This is a genomic window from Faecalicoccus pleomorphus DSM 20574 (assembly GCF_000420345.1).
GTDB classification, from domain to species: domain Bacteria; phylum Bacillota_I; class Bacilli_A; order Erysipelotrichales; family Erysipelotrichaceae; genus Faecalicoccus; species Faecalicoccus pleomorphus.
In genome coordinates this window covers 1-18,513 of record NZ_ATUT01000028.1, presented here as the reverse complement: position 1 = coordinate 18,513, position 18,513 = coordinate 1, and the positions used below count along the sequence as shown (strand labels likewise).

Annotated in this window: 25 protein-coding genes; 6 read left to right on the top strand and 19 right to left on the bottom strand. The window is 38.1% G+C overall.

Annotated elements, in window-relative coordinates; genetic code table 11:
- The coding region (locus G413_RS0109810) for a transposase (protein ID WP_022790696.1) at nucleotides 1-309 on the top strand (309 nt) is incomplete at its 5' end.
- 254 nt (nucleotides 310-563) lie between these two features.
- On the opposite strand, the gene G413_RS0109805 is transcribed toward G413_RS0109810, so the two are convergent.
- The 14 genes from G413_RS0109805 to G413_RS0109740 form a co-directional block, all read right to left on the bottom strand.
- Nucleotides 564-1,310 carry an alpha/beta fold hydrolase gene (locus G413_RS0109805; protein WP_022790695.1) on the bottom strand — a complete coding sequence of 249 codons (747 nt, stop codon included), beginning with the start codon at nucleotides 1,308-1,310 and terminating at the stop codon, nucleotides 564-566.
- A gap of 129 nt (nucleotides 1,311-1,439) precedes the next feature.
- Entirely contained in the window at nucleotides 1,440-1,685 is a 246-nt protein-coding gene (locus G413_RS0109800) for a hypothetical protein (RefSeq protein WP_022790694.1), read from the bottom strand.
- Between the two features lie 8 nt (nucleotides 1,686-1,693).
- Entirely contained in the window at nucleotides 1,694-2,008 is a 315-nt protein-coding gene (locus G413_RS11490; protein ID WP_022790693.1) for a type II toxin-antitoxin system PemK/MazF family toxin, read from the bottom strand.
- Nucleotides 2,009-2,090: 82 nt separating this feature from the next.
- Nucleotides 2,091-2,585, bottom strand: coding sequence for a hypothetical protein (locus G413_RS0109790; protein WP_022790692.1), 495 nt, complete (start codon nucleotides 2,583-2,585; stop codon nucleotides 2,091-2,093).
- 2 nt (nucleotides 2,586-2,587) lie between these two features.
- Nucleotides 2,588-3,124, bottom strand: coding sequence for an ankyrin repeat domain-containing protein (locus G413_RS0109785; RefSeq protein WP_015536439.1), 537 nt, complete (start codon nucleotides 3,122-3,124; stop codon nucleotides 2,588-2,590).
- A 228-nt stretch (nucleotides 3,125-3,352) separates the two neighbouring features.
- Nucleotides 3,353-3,661: a hypothetical protein gene (locus tag G413_RS0109775; protein WP_015536441.1), complete on the bottom strand. Its 309-nt coding sequence runs from the start codon at nucleotides 3,659-3,661 to the stop codon at nucleotides 3,353-3,355.
- Nucleotides 3,661-3,909, bottom strand: a complete 249-nt coding sequence (locus G413_RS0109770; RefSeq protein ID WP_022356677.1) for a hypothetical protein — start codon at nucleotides 3,907-3,909, stop codon at nucleotides 3,661-3,663. Before G413_RS0109770 ends, G413_RS0109775 begins: the two co-directional genes overlap by 1 nt.
- Nucleotides 3,884-4,321: a hypothetical protein gene (locus G413_RS0109765; protein ID WP_022790690.1), complete on the bottom strand. Its 438-nt coding sequence runs from the start codon at nucleotides 4,319-4,321 to the stop codon at nucleotides 3,884-3,886. Before G413_RS0109765 ends, G413_RS0109770 begins: the two co-directional genes overlap by 26 nt.
- Nucleotides 4,322-4,346: 25 nt before the next feature.
- The gene (locus tag G413_RS0109760) at nucleotides 4,347-5,495 is read right to left on the bottom strand and encodes a DUF5104 domain-containing protein (RefSeq protein WP_081637667.1); all 1,149 of its coding nucleotides are present in this window, start codon (nucleotides 5,493-5,495) and stop codon (nucleotides 4,347-4,349) included.
- 17 nt (nucleotides 5,496-5,512) lie between these two features.
- A complete protein-coding gene (locus G413_RS0109755; RefSeq protein WP_022790688.1) occupies nucleotides 5,513-6,799 on the bottom strand; it encodes a hypothetical protein in 1,287 nt (428 codons plus the stop codon).
- 117 nt (nucleotides 6,800-6,916) lie between these two features.
- Nucleotides 6,917-7,051, bottom strand: a complete 135-nt coding sequence (locus G413_RS12530) for a hypothetical protein (RefSeq protein ID WP_015536445.1) — start codon at nucleotides 7,049-7,051, stop codon at nucleotides 6,917-6,919.
- 1 nt (nucleotide 7,052) lies between these two features.
- Entirely contained in the window at nucleotides 7,053-7,184 is a 132-nt protein-coding gene (locus G413_RS12525) for a hypothetical protein (protein WP_267471871.1), read from the bottom strand.
- Between the two features lie 230 nt (nucleotides 7,185-7,414).
- A complete protein-coding gene (gene guaA, locus G413_RS0109745) occupies nucleotides 7,415-8,962 on the bottom strand; it encodes a glutamine-hydrolyzing GMP synthase (protein ID WP_022790686.1) in 1,548 nt (515 codons plus the stop codon).
- A gap of 28 nt (nucleotides 8,963-8,990) precedes the next feature.
- Nucleotides 8,991-9,653, bottom strand: a complete 663-nt coding sequence (locus G413_RS0109740) for an HAD family hydrolase (protein WP_022790685.1) — start codon at nucleotides 9,651-9,653, stop codon at nucleotides 8,991-8,993.
- A 54-nt stretch (nucleotides 9,654-9,707) separates the two neighbouring features.
- On the opposite strand from G413_RS0109740, the gene G413_RS0109735 reads away from it, so the two are divergent.
- Nucleotides 9,708-10,616 (top strand): carbohydrate kinase family protein, encoded by a 909-nt coding sequence (locus tag G413_RS0109735; RefSeq protein ID WP_022790684.1) that lies wholly within the window; start codon nucleotides 9,708-9,710, stop codon nucleotides 10,614-10,616.
- A 296-nt stretch (nucleotides 10,617-10,912) separates the two neighbouring features.
- On the opposite strand, the gene G413_RS0109730 is transcribed toward G413_RS0109735, so the two are convergent.
- The gene (locus tag G413_RS0109730; protein WP_022790683.1) at nucleotides 10,913-11,128 is read right to left on the bottom strand and encodes a hypothetical protein; all 216 of its coding nucleotides are present in this window, start codon (nucleotides 11,126-11,128) and stop codon (nucleotides 10,913-10,915) included.
- Nucleotides 11,129-11,375: 247 nt separating this feature from the next.
- On the opposite strand from G413_RS0109730, the gene G413_RS0109725 reads away from it, so the two are divergent.
- The 3 genes from G413_RS0109725 to G413_RS0109715 all read left to right on the top strand — a co-directional run bounded on the left by G413_RS0109725 (nucleotide 11,376) and on the right by G413_RS0109715 (nucleotide 14,277).
- A complete protein-coding gene (locus tag G413_RS0109725) occupies nucleotides 11,376-12,632 on the top strand; it encodes a methionine gamma-lyase family protein (RefSeq protein WP_022790682.1) in 1,257 nt (418 codons plus the stop codon).
- Nucleotides 12,633-13,152: 520 nt separating this feature from the next.
- Entirely contained in the window at nucleotides 13,153-13,431 is a 279-nt protein-coding gene (locus G413_RS0109720; RefSeq protein WP_022790681.1) for a hypothetical protein, read from the top strand.
- Between the two features lie 9 nt (nucleotides 13,432-13,440).
- Complete coding sequence (locus G413_RS0109715; RefSeq protein WP_022790680.1) at nucleotides 13,441-14,277, top strand: histidinol-phosphatase HisJ family protein; 837 nt, start codon at nucleotides 13,441-13,443, stop codon at nucleotides 14,275-14,277.
- Nucleotides 14,278-14,335: 58 nt separating this feature from the next.
- Here the strand turns inward: G413_RS0109715 and G413_RS0109710 are convergent, their stop codons facing one another.
- Genes G413_RS0109710 through G413_RS11485 form a run of 4 tightly spaced genes read right to left on the bottom strand, consistent with a single transcriptional unit; the run spans nucleotide 14,336 to nucleotide 17,130 of the window.
- On the bottom strand, nucleotides 14,336-15,019 hold the full coding sequence (locus G413_RS0109710) for a carboxymuconolactone decarboxylase family protein (protein ID WP_022790679.1): 684 nt from the start codon (nucleotides 15,017-15,019) through the stop codon (nucleotides 14,336-14,338).
- Between the two features lie 13 nt (nucleotides 15,020-15,032).
- On the bottom strand, nucleotides 15,033-16,070 hold the full coding sequence (locus G413_RS0109705) for an aldo/keto reductase (RefSeq protein WP_022790678.1): 1,038 nt from the start codon (nucleotides 16,068-16,070) through the stop codon (nucleotides 15,033-15,035).
- 9 nt (nucleotides 16,071-16,079) lie between these two features.
- A complete protein-coding gene (locus tag G413_RS0109700) occupies nucleotides 16,080-16,916 on the bottom strand; it encodes a DUF3737 family protein (protein ID WP_022790677.1) in 837 nt (278 codons plus the stop codon).
- 1 nt (nucleotide 16,917) lies between these two features.
- Nucleotides 16,918-17,130, bottom strand: a complete 213-nt coding sequence (locus tag G413_RS11485) for a hypothetical protein (RefSeq protein WP_037614740.1) — start codon at nucleotides 17,128-17,130, stop codon at nucleotides 16,918-16,920.
- Nucleotides 17,131-17,243: 113 nt separating this feature from the next.
- Between G413_RS11485 and G413_RS0109690 the strand changes: the two genes are divergently transcribed.
- Nucleotides 17,244-18,122: a LysR family transcriptional regulator gene (locus tag G413_RS0109690; RefSeq protein ID WP_022790676.1), complete on the top strand. Its 879-nt coding sequence runs from the start codon at nucleotides 17,244-17,246 to the stop codon at nucleotides 18,120-18,122.
- Nucleotides 18,123-18,513 lie beyond the last annotated feature (391 nt).

The window sequence follows — 18,513 nt, the reverse complement described above, 5'->3', positions numbered from 1 at the left end:
CTAAAGAAATTCATCGATAAGTGGAAACACAAATATCCATCAATGGTGAAAAGTCTCAGCAACAATGACTATCTGTTTACATTCTATGATTATCCAGAAAGTGTTAGGCATACGATTTATTCAACAAATCTGATTGAAGGAAACAATAAACAATTAAAACGAAGTTTCAAAAAGAAAGAACAATTTCCAACGGAAAAATCTGAAGAGAAATACCTTGTGATTCAATTCAATCGTTACAACGAGAAAAACATGAATCACGTACATAGAGGTTTTGGACAAACAACTAGAGAAGATTGGTTCAAGAGCTAATCTGCTTTACCAAGGATATACTTTTACACATAATTCTTGACGCTACCTGATATTTATTATCCAAATGATAGCTATTTTGGCTTGTTTCATCCTTATTATCTATATCTTATTTTGTCTATCATATTTTTTGTTGCAAAAATCGTTGCAACTGTTCGTTTGGAATAGTTCCTGATGGCTAGCAGCTTCCATTAGGGTACTAAATAATTCTTTCTTGAAAGTACTGTTTAACCGTAACTTAGTCGGAAACCAGACAATCAATGCGATTTTATAATGTCATATAACTCTTTTGCATAACGATCAGCCTGGTTAATAGAAAATTCACCGTGATACATAGACGGGAGTATGTGTAAATCACAATTTTTGATCACTTCTCTGATCTTTTTTGCAGAAAATAAGATACGTTTATTTTCTCGCTCTCCAACAAACAGATGAACCTTCGCTGTACACTCACCAAGAGTTTTTTTCATAGAATACATAGAGCTTTCTTGTAAGAAAGCAATCATATTTTGCTTTGTGATACCACAAGTGTCTTGATAATAGTCATCGAACAGTTCTGGTTTTATTCGAAGCGAACGAAATTGTAATTTAGAAAACCACTTTTGTTTGATCAGTCCATAACTCGTTCCAAATGTTGGTCGTATCAGAGAATAAGTTAGTTTAGACGGAATAACTGATGCGCTTTCTACAATTGCATAACGACAGATGTTTTTTCGCTGAGATAACATTTCAACTAGTATTTGCCCACCAAGAGATAACCCGCCAATCAATAATACCGAGCCACCAAAATTCCTATCAATGAAAGAAATGATTTCGGTGGCATTATCTTCGATTGAAGTAAAATCTTTATCGCTGCCTGTGTGTCCGTCTAGTATTGGGATAATTATCTGTAAATCATTTTGAAGTAATTCAGAGATTTCTCGATAATTCCACCACGATAAGCCTCCACCGTGCAGAAGAACAATCACATCTCGGTTTTGTTTACCATATACCTTATATTGCAAGTCGGCCCTCCTCACATAAATAAATTAATCGCTCCACATTTTAAGCTAATTATAGCAAACAACTAAATACCTTTAAAGTTTGTAGCCAAATGGCAATTCTATAAATCCAAATAGCAATCCTATAAAGGTTTACTGACTTTCAATATGATTTTCTGGATTATAAAGCCCATTAGCTACTGTCAATATAAGCGATATATTATCCATTAATTCATCATCTATATCGTCTGATGGTTCCAGTCTTTTTAATTCATCAAGAACTTCACCAAGCCGATCAAACACAGCTCTATGAACTTTACAATTAGCTTGCACATTAATCGTTCTATCCAATAGTTTGCTTGTAATAAAATCTTGTTTAGATAACCCTGTTAAAGACACCGCAATATTTATCTGTTCATCTTCTTCAGGCGATACTCTGAACGCAATTGTTTTTGAGCGAAACCTATTGTGATTGTCTGGATCTGTTCGAGCAATACCATTGACGGTTTCTTTAAGCCAAATTCCTTACCTAATATTATGTGCGACGGTAAGTATCTTTTCTTTAATACTGTAGTAAGCGAAGCAACGATAATAGTTGGAGCGTTGGTATTAAACTCATTAGCTTGGACAACCAATACCGGACGCACTCCAGATTGAATCGATCCTTCTCTTTCTCCAAAATCGTAATAGAACAAATCGCCACGTGAAATCTTCTTTTTCATTTCCATTCCTCATTTCAATTTGTCGCTTTTATTTCTTTAGGAAAAAAATTTAGCATAAAACCAAAAATAAATCTACTTCTTTTCAATCCACCTTCACGATCCGCCCCGTATGTTTATAGTACTCGACCCTTACGGTTTGACCCTGTTGCAGCCTGCCATAGTCTTCGCCCGAAATCTCTAATCGAAGAATTTCATCCTCATTATCAGAACCAGTCAGATAATAATGGTGCGAAAAAATTCCCGTATGTGCCAAAGATTCGCTGACTTGTATATCCTTTAATTCAACCGTTTGCGAACCTGACGACAAATCAAGCACCAGATCCTTAGAAAACCAGAGCGCTAAAGCAAAACACACGATAACAACGCCTGCTCCCAGAGCCTTTCTGGAAGCCGACAGCAAAGTCCTGTTTCGCACCACCCGGATGACCAGATAAGCACAAACGATCCATATAACTGATAGATCACAAAATTCATCCAGCAGTACCAGTTCTCCTGTTTTGGGCAGAAGCAGACCAGCGGCTATGACTGCCAATACAAGAACAAAAAAAATGATTTCCTGTTTTTTTAACCTTTTCATATTTAGAATATATTGTTCCCTTCCAACAAATGGATCAAATCATTTCTCCATGAAAATTCTTCAGCATAATCAAGGCAAGTTTTGCCAAAGTTATCTTTTTCACAAATATTTGATCCTCGATCCATCAAATATTGATATACCGGCATGATTGTCTTCGTCGGCAGTTTCACAGCGGTAATCGCATACTGCAGCGGTATCGCGCCATATTTATCTTTTTTATTGATATCCACTCCAGCCGCAATCAGAAGCTGCGTTATTTTTAACATGTACTGAGGCTCAGGTCTTAAAACAGAAAAATAAAATATATGCAGCGCATTTCTTTGATCTTTTGGACTCAGAAAGTTAACATCCGCTCCCTCAGAAATCAAAAAACGAAGGATCTTTATTTTTTCATCTGGATAACGGTCATTGACAACAGACAATTGAAGCAGACTCATCCCTGCATACTTATTGAACAAATTCGGATTTCCGGAATAAAAATCCATAAAGTCAAAGTAAGTTCCATCTCTTACGGCATCAAAAATGTCTGTGATCCTCATAAATCTTCCTCCTCAAATCACTAATCTTGCTCAATAACTTTATCGTCCTTTTCCTGCAGATACCTTTCTGAATCAAAGTGTGCTTCAATGATATTTTTTAGGAATTCAGTTTCTACAACTCTGTCATCCTCGTACAGTACAATTTCCGCCCCTTTTTTTCTGGAGCTGGTCAATGAGCTCGTTCATACGCTGCAGTCCATCTATGTTTTCCAGGCTGCATATATCGATTTAGCCATTATTACGTAAGCATTCTCTTATTTCAACGTGTTCGACCAGCTCTTCCTGCTCTTCTTTTGTAAGCCGCCTGTTCAAAGCGGGCATACTATGGTATGTTTTTCTGCAATATCTGATCAGGCGCGGCAATGTTAGGCCTGCACCCGCCAAGGCAAGGACACACGCCACCAGCGATGGAATATTCTCCGGGTGCGACAATATTCCGGCAAAGCCTGCGAGCAACATCAATACCCACGCACACAGAGCCAGGTTTTTCTTAATGAGATATCCTTTTTGCCATTCTGTTTTTCTCAACTGCTTCATTATTTTTCCTTTGACAGCTTCGCAATTTTATCGATCTCAAAGAGGACCGGATTTTGATAATCCGTAGTTTCATCGACAAAACAGCGCACCATGCCTACCCAGTCAACATCAGGAAGTTCATCGCAAGATAGGATCTGCAACATAACATCATATATTTTTTTGATGCTTCCCGGATATTGTAACTGCGCAGGATAATCCAAGCGAAGCATCTGGATCACCTTCTCACAATGTTGTTTTATCTCTTCCATTGCGCACCTCATCTAACCACTTCAAAAAAATCTCACTGGAATCGATCCCTGTCTTTGCAGAACAGATACTGTTATATTGATATTTTGTGTCTATTTGACCGGTTTTACAGTCATATATCATTTTTAATTCTGTAGGAACAGGTTTTCCATAGTGGATGCATATTTCTTTTATCTTCTCAAGATCCGATTCCCCTAAATCCAGAAAATCCCATATTGTGTCTGTATCGGTTACTACATTATTGGTCGTTTTGATTTGGCCGCCATTGTTGAAAAATGCATTAAAAGAAATACTGTTTTCTTCAATGGAACCATAGGCATAAACCTTATCGGCCTTGTTATCCGCGAATTCGACACACAGTGCAATGATTCGTGACTGTACATCCAGAAAATCATCTTCAAATACTTTGTTCACGTTGTTTTTCTCCTTAGATATTTCTCTAGCTTTTGTTGTATTCTCCTGACAAAAGCATTTCTCTTACTTCCTTATACGCCCCTGGCAGCACCTGAGAGAGTAAACCCGATGCTTCTATACGGAACACGGTTCCGTCTGCATATTCTATTGCCAGTACCATGGATTGAGGATCTGTGATTTCTTCTTCATCCGTTTTGGATTCCCAAGTGAAAACTTTGTACTTATCCAGTCCCTGCAAAATTTGTTGTCCATTACTATAATATCCTGCCTGTGTCTGATACAGATTGTCAAAGAGATACGCATCGGATGTTTGATATCGTCTATCCTGTAACAAATCATAATAGACACATTCTGTACTTGTATTCTTGTTTTCCATGAAAGCGATCGCAATTGCATCACGAGTAAAATCCGATGTACGGCTTTCTATATCGTCTTCAAGAAGATAACTCACATCGATCACTCGGCCCTTGTAATCTGGTTCGTATTCTTTCAGAAGCAAAGGTATATTGAGTGTATTCACATCTTCTTTCGTCACAGAGAAATCTTCAATAAACTGTTCGAGATCAACGCCGCTATACTGTTCTTTTGTAAGATCTGCTGCCTGGATCAGTTCTTCAGGAGTGATCTGCTTCTGTCTTGAGAGATCCTCTTCTCCCTCTTCAGTCACATAGATTCCTGGTCGCTGGTCCAAACTCCAGAGAAAATCCTCCTTGTCAAAGTTTTCTTCCGTAGTGATCTCTATTGCGGTAAGTCCTTCTTTATCCGGTTCTTCTCTGTGAAAAGGAATATAAGTATAGGCTATTTCATACTGCGCTTCATCCGTGATGATTGAATAATGCCCTCTCAGTTTTCGCCAGATCGTTTTTCCGTGTTCACTTTTTTCCTGAGAACTTGCATTTCCTTTCCAGCTTTCACATTCGCCTTGAAAAAAATCTATGAAGTCTTCTTCCTGTTCCGCTAATTTTAATGTACTATCCTTGGCATATGGCGAAAATAATTCTGTCAGACCCTCTGCATCTTCCTTTTCTACGCAAGCAATAATTTTTTCTATCATTTCATCAGCCAATTCTTCATCTGAACGAAATTCATTGGATGATCCGCTCCCGAAGAAAGTGCATCCATTCAGGCCACACACTAAAGTGCAACATACCATAAACAATAGAATCTTCCTCATAACATTTTTCCCCTTGACTAATTCACTGTCACTTTCCCGCTGCCGGAGATCGCACACTCTGCTTCTTTGGTATAGATATCTTCCCGAAGCTTATCTTCATAATTCGATCTGTCGATCTGCTTCCAATCTTCAGAATTTGCCATCCGTACATAGATCCCGGCCGGCACACCCTGGCAGTTCTCTGTAAGCCAATCCGGCACTGCCTTTAGAAATGCTTCGTACTGTTGAAAACACAAGTCTTCATTCATAAAAATATATGTCGCAGCCGAAACAGTATTCAAAATAGAACCTTCTCTAGGCACATTGCTTGTACCACCCTTTACTTCTGTATAGATCTTTATTCCTTCTAAAGGCAAGTACTCTTTTGCGAATGTAAGAATCTGTTCTTCATACGAAGGCCGTACCAAAATGGATCCGTAATCGTCTTCATACTGGTAACGTCCGTTTTCATAAGTGCGATACACGGTTACAACATCCGATTCATCCCCCTGTTCCGGATAGACTTTCAGATGCTCCTGCTCAAGTGCATCGCCTGGCACATAGGATATGTAATGGAATTTTTGTCCATATTTTCCTTCGATCCAATCCATCATCTGCCCAACAGAGGTGACGACTCCTTTCTGGGTATCCGTCAATTCCTCATAAGCCGTGCCGCCAAGACCTGTCATAGCCATAACTTCTTCTTGTTTTGTTTTGAGCCATGCGCCGTTATCGTAACTGGCCTTCCATTCATCCGGTCCAAAAGTAATGCTCCCCTGCGGAAATGTGGTTTCCCCGACAGCCAGTCCGGTATGACAATTCACGATCCTGGCCTGTACATTCCAGTTTGGATCTTTAGTCTCTAAGATTCCGATCAAAACGTCCGAAGTCGTAATTGTCAACAGCATTCTCGCCTGCAGAACATTATCAATTTTTTCATCGTAATGATATACGAACCGGCTGTGATCCTTATCGGTCTCCACATAGTATCCTGGTTCTTCTTCTGTCATTGTTTCAAGCACATCGTCAATGGAAGCAGCATACATTTCTATAAGTTCTTCTTTTTGCGGCGGCGTAACTCCAAGGATCAGATCGTTTCCATCCCGCTCTACGCTATAACAATAATCACTGAACTCTTCAAAATTATCCTCGATATCAGAATTTGCGAACTCAAATATCGAAGCAGGTATAGTAATTTTTTCTAGCGTTTCCGGCTGATCCCCTTCTACCGCAGGATCTGCAACCGGCATACTTGCACATGCACTGCAGGCAAGTACCGTGGAAACCACCACTGCATCTAATAGATATTTATACAATTTCTTCATGATCACACCTTAAAATAATTATACCTGATTTTTATCGAATATTGAAAAGATCAGGAACAAAAATAGATCCAAAACTGCATTTTTCCATCTCAAAAAAAAGATCCTGCTTTCGCAAGATCAAATGTGTTTATGATAAGCATCATACAGCTCATTTTTAGAACCATTCATTTCCTGGGCTACTCGTTTGATGTCTTCTTTGGTTTTCATTCCTCCATCAATGAGCTTTTGTACTTGTTTGAGAGCCCCTTCCATATCAAAAGCTTTTGTTTCCGATACCTTTAGCACCTTTATTGACCCATCTTCCAAAACGATTGTTCCATTTCTCGATTTCTAAAACAGCAATAGCATCTGGCCTTTGAGCATAGATTAGTATCTGTTCGTCCAAAGCCTGACATCCAAGCCATTTTTAAGAAGTAAACACCTGAAAGCCACTTGGTACTAGCATACGATTTTTTGGTACTTTTTAGAGGTTTTTTCACAAAGTTTTGCACTTTTTGGTGTTAAAAAATGACAAAAAATGCCCTAAAATTGAAATGCGTGTTTTCAAAATGTTTTCACGGGCCCAAAAGGGAATCAAAAAAGCCCTTAAATAAAGGGCTTCAAGGTGATTTTGTACTATTCGAACTCTATCGTCCCCGGTGGCTTGCTCGTCAAGTCATACATAACACGATTGACCCCACGCACCTCATTGATAATTCTGGACATCACCTTATTTAATACCTCATAAGGAATCTGCGCCGATTCGGCTGTCATAAAGTCAATTGTGTTGACAGCACGCAAGGCAATGGCATAATCATATGTTCTTTCATCGCCCATGACACCAACAGAGCGCATATTGGTCAACGCCGCAAAATACTGCCCGATTTCACGATCAAGTCCAGCCTTGGCAATCTCTTCGCGGTAAATCGCATCAGCATCCTGTACGATACGCACCTTGTCTGCCGTTACTTCACCAATGATACGAATACCTAAACCTGGACCTGGGAAAGGTTGACGGAATACCAAGTTTTCCGGAATGCCCAATTCCAAGCCGGCTTTACGTACTTCATCTTTAAACAAATCACGTAAAGGCTCTATAATTTCTTTGAAATCGACATGATCCGGTAAACCACCGACATTGTGATGCGATTTAATGACAGCACTTTCGCCACCTAAACCACTCTCTACGACATCCGGATAAATCGTTCCCTGTACCAGGAAGTCCACTGCTCCGATCTTTTTGGCTTCTTCTTCAAACACACGGATGAATTCTTCACCGATGATCTTACGTTTTGCTTCCGGTTCTGTTACACCTTTTAACTTACTATAATAACGCTCCTGGGCATTGACACGAATAAAGTTTAACTCATATGGGCCTTCCGGTCCAAATACCGCTTCGACTTCATCGCCTTCATTTTTTCTAAGCAGTCCATGATCCACAAAGACACAAGTCAGCTGATTGCCGATGGCTTTGGATAATAAAACCGCTGCTACAGAAGAATCCACGCCGCCACTCAGTGCACAAAGAACTTTTCCATCGCCCACCTTTTCACGAATGGCCTTGATTTGATCTTCGACAAACGAGTCCATGCGCCAGTCGCCGGCACAACCACATATATTACGTACAAAGTTATACAACATCTTTGTACCTTCCTGCGTATGCAACACTTCCGGATGGAACTGGATCGCATATAGATTTTCTGCTACATTTTCTGCCGATGCACATGGACAGTTTTCCGTATGGCTGGTAATTTCAAATCCCGGAGCTACTTTAGAAATATAGTCAAAATGAGACATCCAACAAATCGTTTTCGGACTGACTCCTTCAAAAATCTTTGAATCCGTTTTATCTATGATGACTTCCGTCTTTCCATATTCACGAGCATCGGCTTTTTCGACTTTTCCGCCCAACATATGCATCATCAGCTGCGCACCATAGCACAATCCCAATACAGGAATTCCCAATTCAAATAATTCTTTAGAATATGTTGGCGAATCCGCTTCATAACAACTGTTAGGGCCACCGGTCAAAATGATTCCTTTGGGATTCATAGCCTTGATTTTTTCCAAATCTGTCTTATACGAGTAAATCTCACAATACACATTGCATTCACGTACACGGCGTGCAACTAACTGGTTATATTGTCCGCCGAAATCGAGAACGATCACGAGTTCTTTTTTCATCATTCTGTCTCCTCTTACCTATAAGCCATTATACCATGGCTGGTTGATTTTCTAAATATGCTATAACGTCCTTTAAACTTTGACAAGTTGTTTGAATATACGGTTTCATTTCTTCATCCGGTACGATCTGATCCGGGACAAAAATCGAGTGCATATGGGCGCCGGCAGCGGCTATGATTCCATTTTTACTATCCTCCAGCACCAGACAGTTTTTCGGATCAACATTTAACCTTTTAGCCGTTTCCAAAAAGATATCCGGTGCCGGTTTGGATGGAATCCCTTCTTTAGAACTTGTTAAAACCTTGTAGGAAATTTTAAACCCTGCATGTTCTACCATTCTTCGAATATCTTCCGGAGCTGAACTGGACGCAATCGCATACGGTATCTTCTGCTGATCCAGATATGCGATCAATTCCTGTAATCCCGGCATATTGGCCGATCCTGGTTCTTTAAACATCGAAAAAAAGTATTCCATTCTATGTTTTTGACAGTATGCCATCGTCTCCGTGATCCCCGGATATTCCTGTTCAAAAATCTGTACTCTCCTTGAATCACAGCCAATCATCGCTTCCACTACCGACTCCGGTGCCGGAATATGATTTTGATCCAACACTTCTCGAAATAATATTTTAAACATGGCTTCTGTATTAAACATCAGCCCATCCATATCAAATATAACCGCTTTTATCATTTCTCATTCCCCACTTTCCGTCTTATTATATCGAATCTATGATAAAATAAAACCATGAAAATTTTATGTGTTGGTCAGATCGTTTATGATCTGACATTCTCTATGAATGAAACCATCATTGAAAATAGAAAATATGTCATGAAAGAACGCACAGAGTGTATTGGTGCTCCAGCTACAAATGCAGCAGCTTTATTGGCAAAATGGGGTAGTGATACTTCTTTGATTGCGCGTATAGGTGATGATTTTCTGGGAAAAGAAATTCTTGATCAGCTGCATAAATTAAACATCTCCACAGAAACGATTTTGATCGATCCATCCACTTCCACCAGTATCAGTTGCATATTGGCAAATCCCCTAAACGGAAGTCGTACAATTTTTAACCATCCTTTACAAGAATCACATATGGAACCAAAATGGCCAAAAGAAGACCCCGATTTCATCCTTATTGACGGAAGGGAAACAGAAATTGCCTTACAAGCTCTTAAAAAATACCCGAACGCTACTTCTGTCATGGATGCCGGTTCTGTAAAACCATGGACCTCTACACTGGCCCCGCTTGTTGACTACTTTGTATGCAGCGAAGATTTAAGTCGCACCTATACCGGTCAGGAAATTGATATTCAAGATATGAATAAATTATCTGCGACTTTTTCAAAGCTGGCAGAACTCAACAAAAAACATATCGTCATTACAATTGGTGGTCATGGCGTACTTTATCAAGAAAATCAGAAAATCTACCATATCCCTGCCTTTAAAACTAAAACCGTCGATTCTACCGGAGCCGGTGATATTTTTCATGGTGCTTTTGTCTATTTTCTAGGCCACAATTACCCTCTTGAAACCGTCATCAAATTAGCATCTTTAACCGCGTCGATCTCTACAGAAACAATGGGCGGTATGATTTCGATACCATCCTTAAAAGAAGTGATGCAACGAGCAAAAGAAATGAAGTCCATATTTTAAACTGTTTTTCCAAAGCACGAATATATTCATCATAGATTTTGTTTTCGAATGGTAAAAGTGGCAATTCTAATATTGCAATGTTTTCTAATTTAGAACATTTTCTATCCCTTCAATATCACAAAAATACACGGTGTTATTTGTACATGATACTTCAAAAATAGTATCGGATACATTTTCATATTCATCAATCAATACGTTTGCTTATTATTCAAAACCATCTGCATAAAATATCTTTCCACTAGACACCAGGCGTTCTAAATCATCCTCTGTCCAATTTTGTTCATTTACAATTTTCTCTAAGTGCTGTTTGAAGAAGTATGAAATTCATCCCTTGGTATATTTTCAAGATCAAATGTACGATACTCATTTAACACTTCATAAATAAGCAAAGGAAACTCACCACAGTCAATTTCACTTGACCAATTTGTATTGCTTGGCTCATCACAATCTTCTTTCAATAATATATATTCGTTAACATACTGCATATTCATCAATAACAGTTTATTATTCATACATGGAACTATAATATATTTTTCTCTATCGTATGGAATCTTAACTATGACTAGTTTGGCTATACAAAACCAGAACAATATGCAATTCGAATGAATAATAATCAACTCGTCCAAGAGATTTTAACAGACTATATGAAAGAAAACAAAACATAAGGCTCACACTATTTTAAGCAATTCATAAAAACATTCATTCTCAATATCCAACAATCCTGTATAATAAAGGTTGCGTGAATTTCGGGAGGTTATTATGATACTAGAACAAATTGACAAGGATTTATTGGCAATGGCAAAAGAATCTGATTCCGTTTTAAAAGATATTTATGAAAATATCGATGATATTTGTTTATACAATTCCAATCGAATCTTATCCGCTTTTATTGAGAATCAAGTTTCTTATTCCGATTTTGCGGATATCAACGGCTATGGGAACTATGATGAAGGTCGTGACAAGATCGAGAGAATTTTTGCTTCGGTATTAGGTTGCGAAGATGCCCTGGTGCGTCCACAAATCATGAGCGGAACCAACGCACTGTATTTAACATTATCTGCTCTTTTAAAACATGGAGATACCATGATTTCTATTTCCGGTGATCCTTACGATTCATTGCAGGAGATGATCGGATTATATGGAAATTCCTCACAGTCTTTAAAAGCATATGGTGTAAAGTATGAACAAATTGATTTGATAAACGATGATTTTGATGATGTAACCATTCTGGAACGTTTAAAAGAAAACAATGTACGATTGGTGGAGATACAGCGATCGAGAGGATACTCACATCGACTTTCTTTAAGCATCGCCAAGATCGAAAGAATCATCAAAAAGATTCGGGAAGTTAATAAAGATGTCATCATTATGGTTGATAATTGCTATGGCGAACTGGTAGAAAAAAGAGAACCTGGACATGTGGGGGCCGATGTTGTTGTAGGCTCATTAATGAAGAATCTTGGTGGAGGTATTGCCACGACCGGTGGATATATCGCAGGAAAAAAAGAATGGATACGTGATGTTGCCGAAAGACTGACAGCCCCCGGCATTGGTAAAAGCTTAGGTGCCAACTTTAATTTAAACAGCTCTTTTTTAAAAGGCATTTTCATGGCTCCAAATGCAGTAAAAAGTGCATTGAAAACTGTTGTTTTTGCCTCTTATATGCTGGAAAAACTGGGTTATAAAAATGTATCTCCGGCTTATGATGAAAAACGAACGGATATCATACAAACCTTAGAACTTGGCTCTAAAGAAAACTTAGTGAACTTTACCCAGGGTATTCAATCCACCAGCCCTATCGATTCCTTTGTACGTGTTCTTCCTGCACCAATGCCCGGCTATCCTTTTGATGAGGTCATGGCAGCAGGAAGCTTTACTCAGGGAAGTACCATTGAGCTTAGTGCCGATGCCCCTATGGTGGAACCTTATACATCCTATATACAAGGTGGTCTAACCTTTGAATATGGAAAATTATCCATTCTTTTAGCTTTGACAAATATGAAAAAAGAAGAGTAAAGTTTCTAACACTGAACATCCATTTTAAAGAATAGAATCATTTATTATGAGCAAAGAGGCTTGATTTGGCCTCTTTTTAAATCCTTCAATTCAGTGCTTCCTTTCTTATTCTTTCCAATGAATTTCCATTTTTAAACCCCTATACATTCTTTAAAATCCTAGCTTACTGTTTTCTTGAAACAATCAATTTACTGATGTGATGGTACTTATTAAAGTGACTTTTTCAAGACTCACTTTGTTTCCTTTATATCTTGCCCTATAAAAATGATGCTTTTAAAATCTTTTGTACTTTTTATTGAATCTAAAAACACTAATAATGATTATACTTTCTTATTTTTTTCTCAAAAATCTATCCTGACTTCTAAAAAATTATTCTCTTGTTTTTCTTTGTTTAAAAACTATTTTCCATAAATAATTTTTATTTTATGGATAAAAATCTTTTGTTTTTGTGCAGATACAAAAGAAAGATTGTCCTTTTTATAAAATACAACATAATAAAAGCGTAAGGAGGATAAAACGTATGTTTGCGAGACACCTGGAAGTCAATGAATTTTTAGATATAATGATGGTAACTCCTAAAAAGATCTGGAAACAAGTCATTTGTTTAGATAACGGTATTGCCGGTATCGTATATGGATTTTTAGATCAGGGAACTTTCTACTATTTGGATCGGTTTTATCCATCCAAACAAAAAGAAGAAGAAATCCAAAATATGGATTTTTATGAACTGCACAAAGAACTTTATACAAAATTAAATCTAAAAGTTCATTTAGTTGCACAACAATTTAATTTAAACTAACGAGATTTTATGTTTGCGGATTATCATGTACATACTGCTTTTAGCGATGATTCCATCTACCCTATGGAAAAAGTCATTCAAGATGCCATAACCATGAAAATAGATGAAATTTGTTTTACAGAACATGTAGATTATGGCATTAAAGTAGATTGGGACAGTGGCCAAAAGATCATCTATCGCGGCAATGAACCTATGGCCAATGCCAACTATCCTGAATATATGAAAACCATTCAAGCTATGAAAGAGAAGTATGGTCATCAAATTACGATCAAAACCGGTTTAGAATTTGGGATGCAGACACATACGATTTCTCAATTTCAGAAATTGTTTGATCGCTATGACTTTGATTTTATCATCCTTTCCATTCATCAGGTACATGACAAAGAATTCTGGAATCAGGAATTTCAAAAAGGTAAAACACAAAAAGAATACAACGAAGAATACTATAAAGAAATGTTGGAAGTTATTCGACAATACAAAGATTATAGTGTTTTAGGACATATGGATCTGATCAATCGCTACGATGCACAGGGAATTTATCCTTTTGAGAAAATAAAGCCATGGATTCAAGCTGTTTTAGAACAAGTGATTGCAGATGGAAAAGGCATTGAAGTCAACACTTCTTCCAAACGATATGGCTTAAAAGATTCCACACCTTCCCATAAAATCTTAGAGCTATATAAAGATTTAGGAGGTACGATCCTTACGATTGGCTCGGATTCTCATAAACCAGAACATCTGGGGGCTTATATACAAGATTCAAAAAAGATGTTACAGGAAATTGGATTTAAGCAGTATTGTACATTTGATCATATGAAGCCTGTGTTTCATGATCTTGACCGGTGATTCCGATCTTTTTATTTGCACACAAAAAAGAATCCCGTAAAGGATCCTTTGCATACTTTTACTTTATAGCTTTATCCACCGCCGTCATTGCGTTCAAACTTCGCGGATAACCAATATAAGGTACACACTGTGCGATGACCTTACGAAGAAAATCGGCATCATTGCCAACATTCATATTCCCTTTGGCGTGAGCAATCAGCTGTGGTTCACATCCACCCTGCGCCATCAAAAAACAAAAGGTGATCATTTCTCTTTGTGCCAGATTCAGGCCGGTTCGTGTATAGTAATCGCCGAAACAATTATCAGCCAACCAATAATTGATCACACCGTTTTTCCAAGCTTCTCGCATGCCTTCCCCAAAAATATCAACTTGCGCCTGTACCCCTTTTTCCAGTCGATCTTCCATGGTTGTTGTCGCCTGCCCGTATGAGGATAAAGGAATTTCCTTTTCCAAATAGACTTCATTGGTGATCCTTAAAAAATCCCACATGCGCCCCATTCCCATATAATCCTGAGCCTGATACACCATCTCTTTGACTATCACGGGATCCATGCCTTCATTCAATGCTTTTTCCAACATCAAGCGATAAGCATCCTTGCCCTGACATCCAATCAACGATGCCAAAATTGCCAAATAACGTGTTTTCACATCCAGCTTGAGGCCCTCCTTTTGCACGACCTCTTCAAACGCAAATTGTTCAAAGCGTTCCATAAACTGCGGATCTGTTTGTTTATAATCCATATCCTGTCCTCCTTTAAATTTTTTGATCACCTATCGACCAGACATGCTTATCATTCGATGTTTCTGCGGTATTCTGTGCCATAACACCAACAAGCTTATGAGGAATATAAGGCTCTTCTAAATAAGCAATTTCTCCTGCACTCAGCTTTAGATCACAGGCATCGACAGCACCTTGTATATGCTTAGGTTTAGTCATTCCTACAATTGGTGATGTCGCTTTAGTCAAAAGCCAGGCCAGAGAAACAGCGGTCATTGAAGTATGATGTTCATTGGCCAGAATCGCAACACGATCTATGATTTTTTGATCATAAGCAGCCATTTCATCGTATTTTAAATGAGCATAGCTATCTTCCTGTAATCGCCTGGAAGTCTGTCCGACATACTTAGAAAGTCGTCCACCGGCTAAAGCACTGTAAGGTGTCAATGCGATATTTTCCTGGTTACAATAGGGAATCATTTCTCTTTCTTCTTCCCTAAAAATCAAATTATAGTGACCTTGCACGGATATAAATTTCGCAAAACCTTCTTTTTCAGCTAGTGCATTCGCCTTAGCCAGCTGCCATGCGAAACAATTGGAAATACCGATATATCGTATCTTTCCCTGCTGTACCATGTGATTTAAACCATCCATAATTTCATACAGCGGAGTACGATAATCCCACATATGATAAATGTACAGATCAACATGATCCATTCCCAGATTTTGTAAGCTTTGATTTAACATATTTTCAATATGCTGCTGTCCGGAGATCCCTTTTTCAATCTCTTCATCACTACGCGGAAGAAACTTTGTCGCAATAACAATATCATCTCGATGTGCCATATCTCGAATAGCTTTTCCTACATATTGTTCACTCGTTCCGCTTTGATAAGCAATCGCAGTATCAAAAAAATTAATACCTGCCGCTAATCCTTGTTCAATAATACTTCGTGTTTTAGTTTCATCTAAGGTCCATGTATGCTGCCCGCGTGTTGGATCCCCGAAGCCCATACATCCCATACAGATACGGGAAACATTTAAATCCGAATTCCCCAGTTTTATATATTCCATATGCCCCTCCTAAGATCGAATCAAAATCTTGCCTTTGGATGTTGGATCATCTTGTATGATCTCTTTAACAGCCGGTACTTCAATAATGCCATCCAGCGGATTCTTTATACTTTCTACTTCATTGACGATCGTTGCGTTCACTTTCGATTTCTCAAAACATAAATCGGTATCGATCATCTCACAATCAATCAGTTTCAACCCCTCGCAATAACAAAGCGGCTGTGTCCCGATGATCTTACAATTTTCTAAGACCAGCCCTTTGGAATACCATGCCAGATATTCTCCTTTGATCACACTGTTTCTAACCCAGACGTCTTCTGAATGCCAGAACGCATCCTTGGTATCAAATACACAGTTTTCAAAATAGGCATTCTTCATATATTGAAAAGAATACTTCCCTTTAAATTCCACATTCACAAATCGCAGATTTTGTGCTCGCATCATGAAATATTCACTGACTGCTTTCGTATCCTTCATCACGATATTTTTTGTCATCCAGCCAAATTCCGGCGATTGAATATCACAGTTTTCGATGATCACATCATCACATTCTCTCAGTGCCTTGATTCCATGCATTTGCGTATCTTTGATCACAATATGATCGGAATACCACAACGCCGCTCGACAATTCTCTGTCATTTGCGCATTACAAATCTGTAAGCTATGATCATGCCAGAAAGGATAACGAAGATTCAAAAAAGTATCTTCCACTTTGATATTTTCACATTCCTTAAAAGCACTTTCACCATCAGCCGGTCCATCAAACTGACAATGTTTTACTGTCAAATTCTTCTTTCCATATAAGGCTCGTTCTTCATCAAATCTTTGATTTTCTATAACCGTCATTTTACCCCTCTTTTTCTTTGACCTGATGGATCATATAATCGACAACATCCACTTTGTGCTGCGCCTTATGCAGCTTATCCATCAGCTTCTTTCTTTGTTGATGTAAAAGTCGAAGCTGATCTGTATCCTTGCAGCACACATATTCTTCAATCTTATCTTTTGTCATATCACAATCCTGAAGGCATTGTCGAAGCCTTGTCTCTTCCTTTTCCATATGATCCATCCTTTCGTATTTTCACTATAAATCCATTCTTTAAAAATCACAAACAGTCATTAATTATCGATTACAATCGTTTTAAAGAATGGTAAAATAAATAGGGTGATACAATGATTGAAACAAGACTTTTACAATATTTTCTGGCTGTGGCACGGGAACAAAACATCACAAAAGCAGCTAAAACGCTATATATTACACAATCTACCTTATCAAAACAGATGATGGATCTGGAAAATCAACTGGGTAAGAAATTATTTGTTCGGGGAAAAAGAAAGATTACTTTGACGGAAGAAGGATTTTTCCTTAAAAATCGAGCACAGGAAATCATAGAGCTATTGGAAAATACAGAGACTGCTTTACAGGCCGAAGAAGAAACATTAAGTGGTGAAATTTGCATCGGATGTGGGGAAACCGTTGCGATGGATGCGATCGTCTCTTTGATCAAAGCGTTTCACGATCAATATCCGGATGTGCGCTTTCGTACATACAGTGAAAATGCCGATGGCGTTTTAGAAAAAATTGATAAAGGATTGGTGGATATGGGATTATTGCTGGGACCGATTCGTAGAGAACAATACGACTATATCAATATCCATAAAAAAGATGTCTATGGTTTATTAGTTCCAAAAGACTGCCTACTTGCTCAACAAGATGTTATACAGATCGATCAGCTGAAGGAACTTCCTTTGATCATGTCTGATCAGATCTATCAGGGTCATCAAAATGTTGACTGGTTTAATTCTGCTTCATTACACATCGTTGCCACTTATAATCTGATTTACAACGCTACTTTTATGGTAGAACAAGGTCTAGGATATGCGTTGAGTATAGATAAACTCGTAAATACGACTGGAAGAAATCTTGTCTTTAAAAGGATTGAACCTGAAATTTCAGTAGATTTATACATTGTTACAAAGAAATACAGAACATTTTCTCCTGCCACAAAAGTTTTCCTTCGACGAGTTAAAGACTATGCGAATCGTCCTTAACTTCTATCATTATCCAAAAGTTTTTAACATCCATTGAAAAAACTTTGTAAAAATACAAACTTTTTAACTTCAATGTTAAAAAGTTTTGTTTGTCTTATATTTGTATGCGAGTTATAGAAGTTGATTTTTTAGATATCTATCCTCCAAAAAGGGGCCAGACAGCAAAACACTGACTAGGCTCCCCATTTGCATTAAAGACCGCCCATAAGTTAACATTATCTTACAAACGATTTATCTTAATTTTAGTTAAAGTTATTTTTCTTTTTTGTACTTACTTCATAATTTCTTTGATCTTCTGGGCAATGCTTGAAGCATCCAAATGATAGCGGGCTAATAAGTCTTTTGGTTTGCCGCTTCGTCCAAAACTGTCCTGCATACCCATCATGTACTG

Coding starts and splice junctions, on each gene's coding strand:
- G413_RS0109725 (WP_022790682.1), top strand. CDS start 11,376: ATGATACTAGAACAAATTGACAAGGATTTATTGGCAATGGCAAAAGAA.
- G413_RS0109770 (WP_022356677.1), bottom strand. CDS start 3,909: ATGGAAGAGATAAAACAACATTGTGAGAAGGTGATCCAGATGCTTCGC.
- G413_RS0109775 (WP_015536441.1), bottom strand. CDS start 3,661: ATGAAGCAGTTGAGAAAAACAGAATGGCAAAAAGGATATCTCATTAAG.
- G413_RS0109740 (WP_022790685.1), bottom strand. CDS start 9,653: ATGATAAAAGCGGTTATATTTGATATGGATGGGCTGATGTTTAATACA.
- G413_RS11490 (WP_022790693.1), bottom strand. CDS start 2,008: ATGAAAAAGAAGATTTCACGTGGCGATTTGTTCTATTACGATTTTGGA.
- G413_RS11485 (WP_037614740.1), bottom strand. CDS start 17,130: ATGGAAAAGGAAGAGACAAGGCTTCGACAATGCCTTCAGGATTGTGAT.
- guaA (WP_022790686.1), bottom strand. CDS start 8,962: ATGAAAAAAGAACTCGTGATCGTTCTCGATTTCGGCGGACAATATAAC.
- G413_RS0109710 (WP_022790679.1), bottom strand. CDS start 15,019: ATGGATTATAAACAAACAGATCCGCAGTTTATGGAACGCTTTGAACAA.
- G413_RS0109700 (WP_022790677.1), bottom strand. CDS start 16,916: ATGACGGTTATAGAAAATCAAAGATTTGATGAAGAACGAGCCTTATAT.
- G413_RS0109760 (WP_081637667.1), bottom strand. CDS start 5,495: ATGAGGAAGATTCTATTGTTTATGGTATGTTGCACTTTAGTGTGTGGC.
- G413_RS0109690 (WP_022790676.1), top strand. CDS start 17,244: ATGATTGAAACAAGACTTTTACAATATTTTCTGGCTGTGGCACGGGAA.
- G413_RS0109715 (WP_022790680.1), top strand. CDS start 13,441: ATGTTTGCGGATTATCATGTACATACTGCTTTTAGCGATGATTCCATC.
- G413_RS0109755 (WP_022790688.1), bottom strand. CDS start 6,799: ATGAAGAAATTGTATAAATATCTATTAGATGCAGTGGTGGTTTCCACG.
- G413_RS12530 (WP_015536445.1), bottom strand. CDS start 7,051: ATGGAAGGGGCTCTCAAACAAGTACAAAAGCTCATTGATGGAGGAATG.
- G413_RS0109705 (WP_022790678.1), bottom strand. CDS start 16,070: ATGGAATATATAAAACTGGGGAATTCGGATTTAAATGTTTCCCGTATC.
- G413_RS0109735 (WP_022790684.1), top strand. CDS start 9,708: ATGAAAATTTTATGTGTTGGTCAGATCGTTTATGATCTGACATTCTCT.
- G413_RS0109730 (WP_022790683.1), bottom strand. CDS start 11,128: ATGAATAATAAACTGTTATTGATGAATATGCAGTATGTTAACGAATAT.
- G413_RS0109790 (WP_022790692.1), bottom strand. CDS start 2,585: ATGAAAAGGTTAAAAAAACAGGAAATCATTTTTTTTGTTCTTGTATTG.
- G413_RS0109785 (WP_015536439.1), bottom strand. CDS start 3,124: ATGAGGATCACAGACATTTTTGATGCCGTAAGAGATGGAACTTACTTT.
- G413_RS0109720 (WP_022790681.1), top strand. CDS start 13,153: ATGTTTGCGAGACACCTGGAAGTCAATGAATTTTTAGATATAATGATG.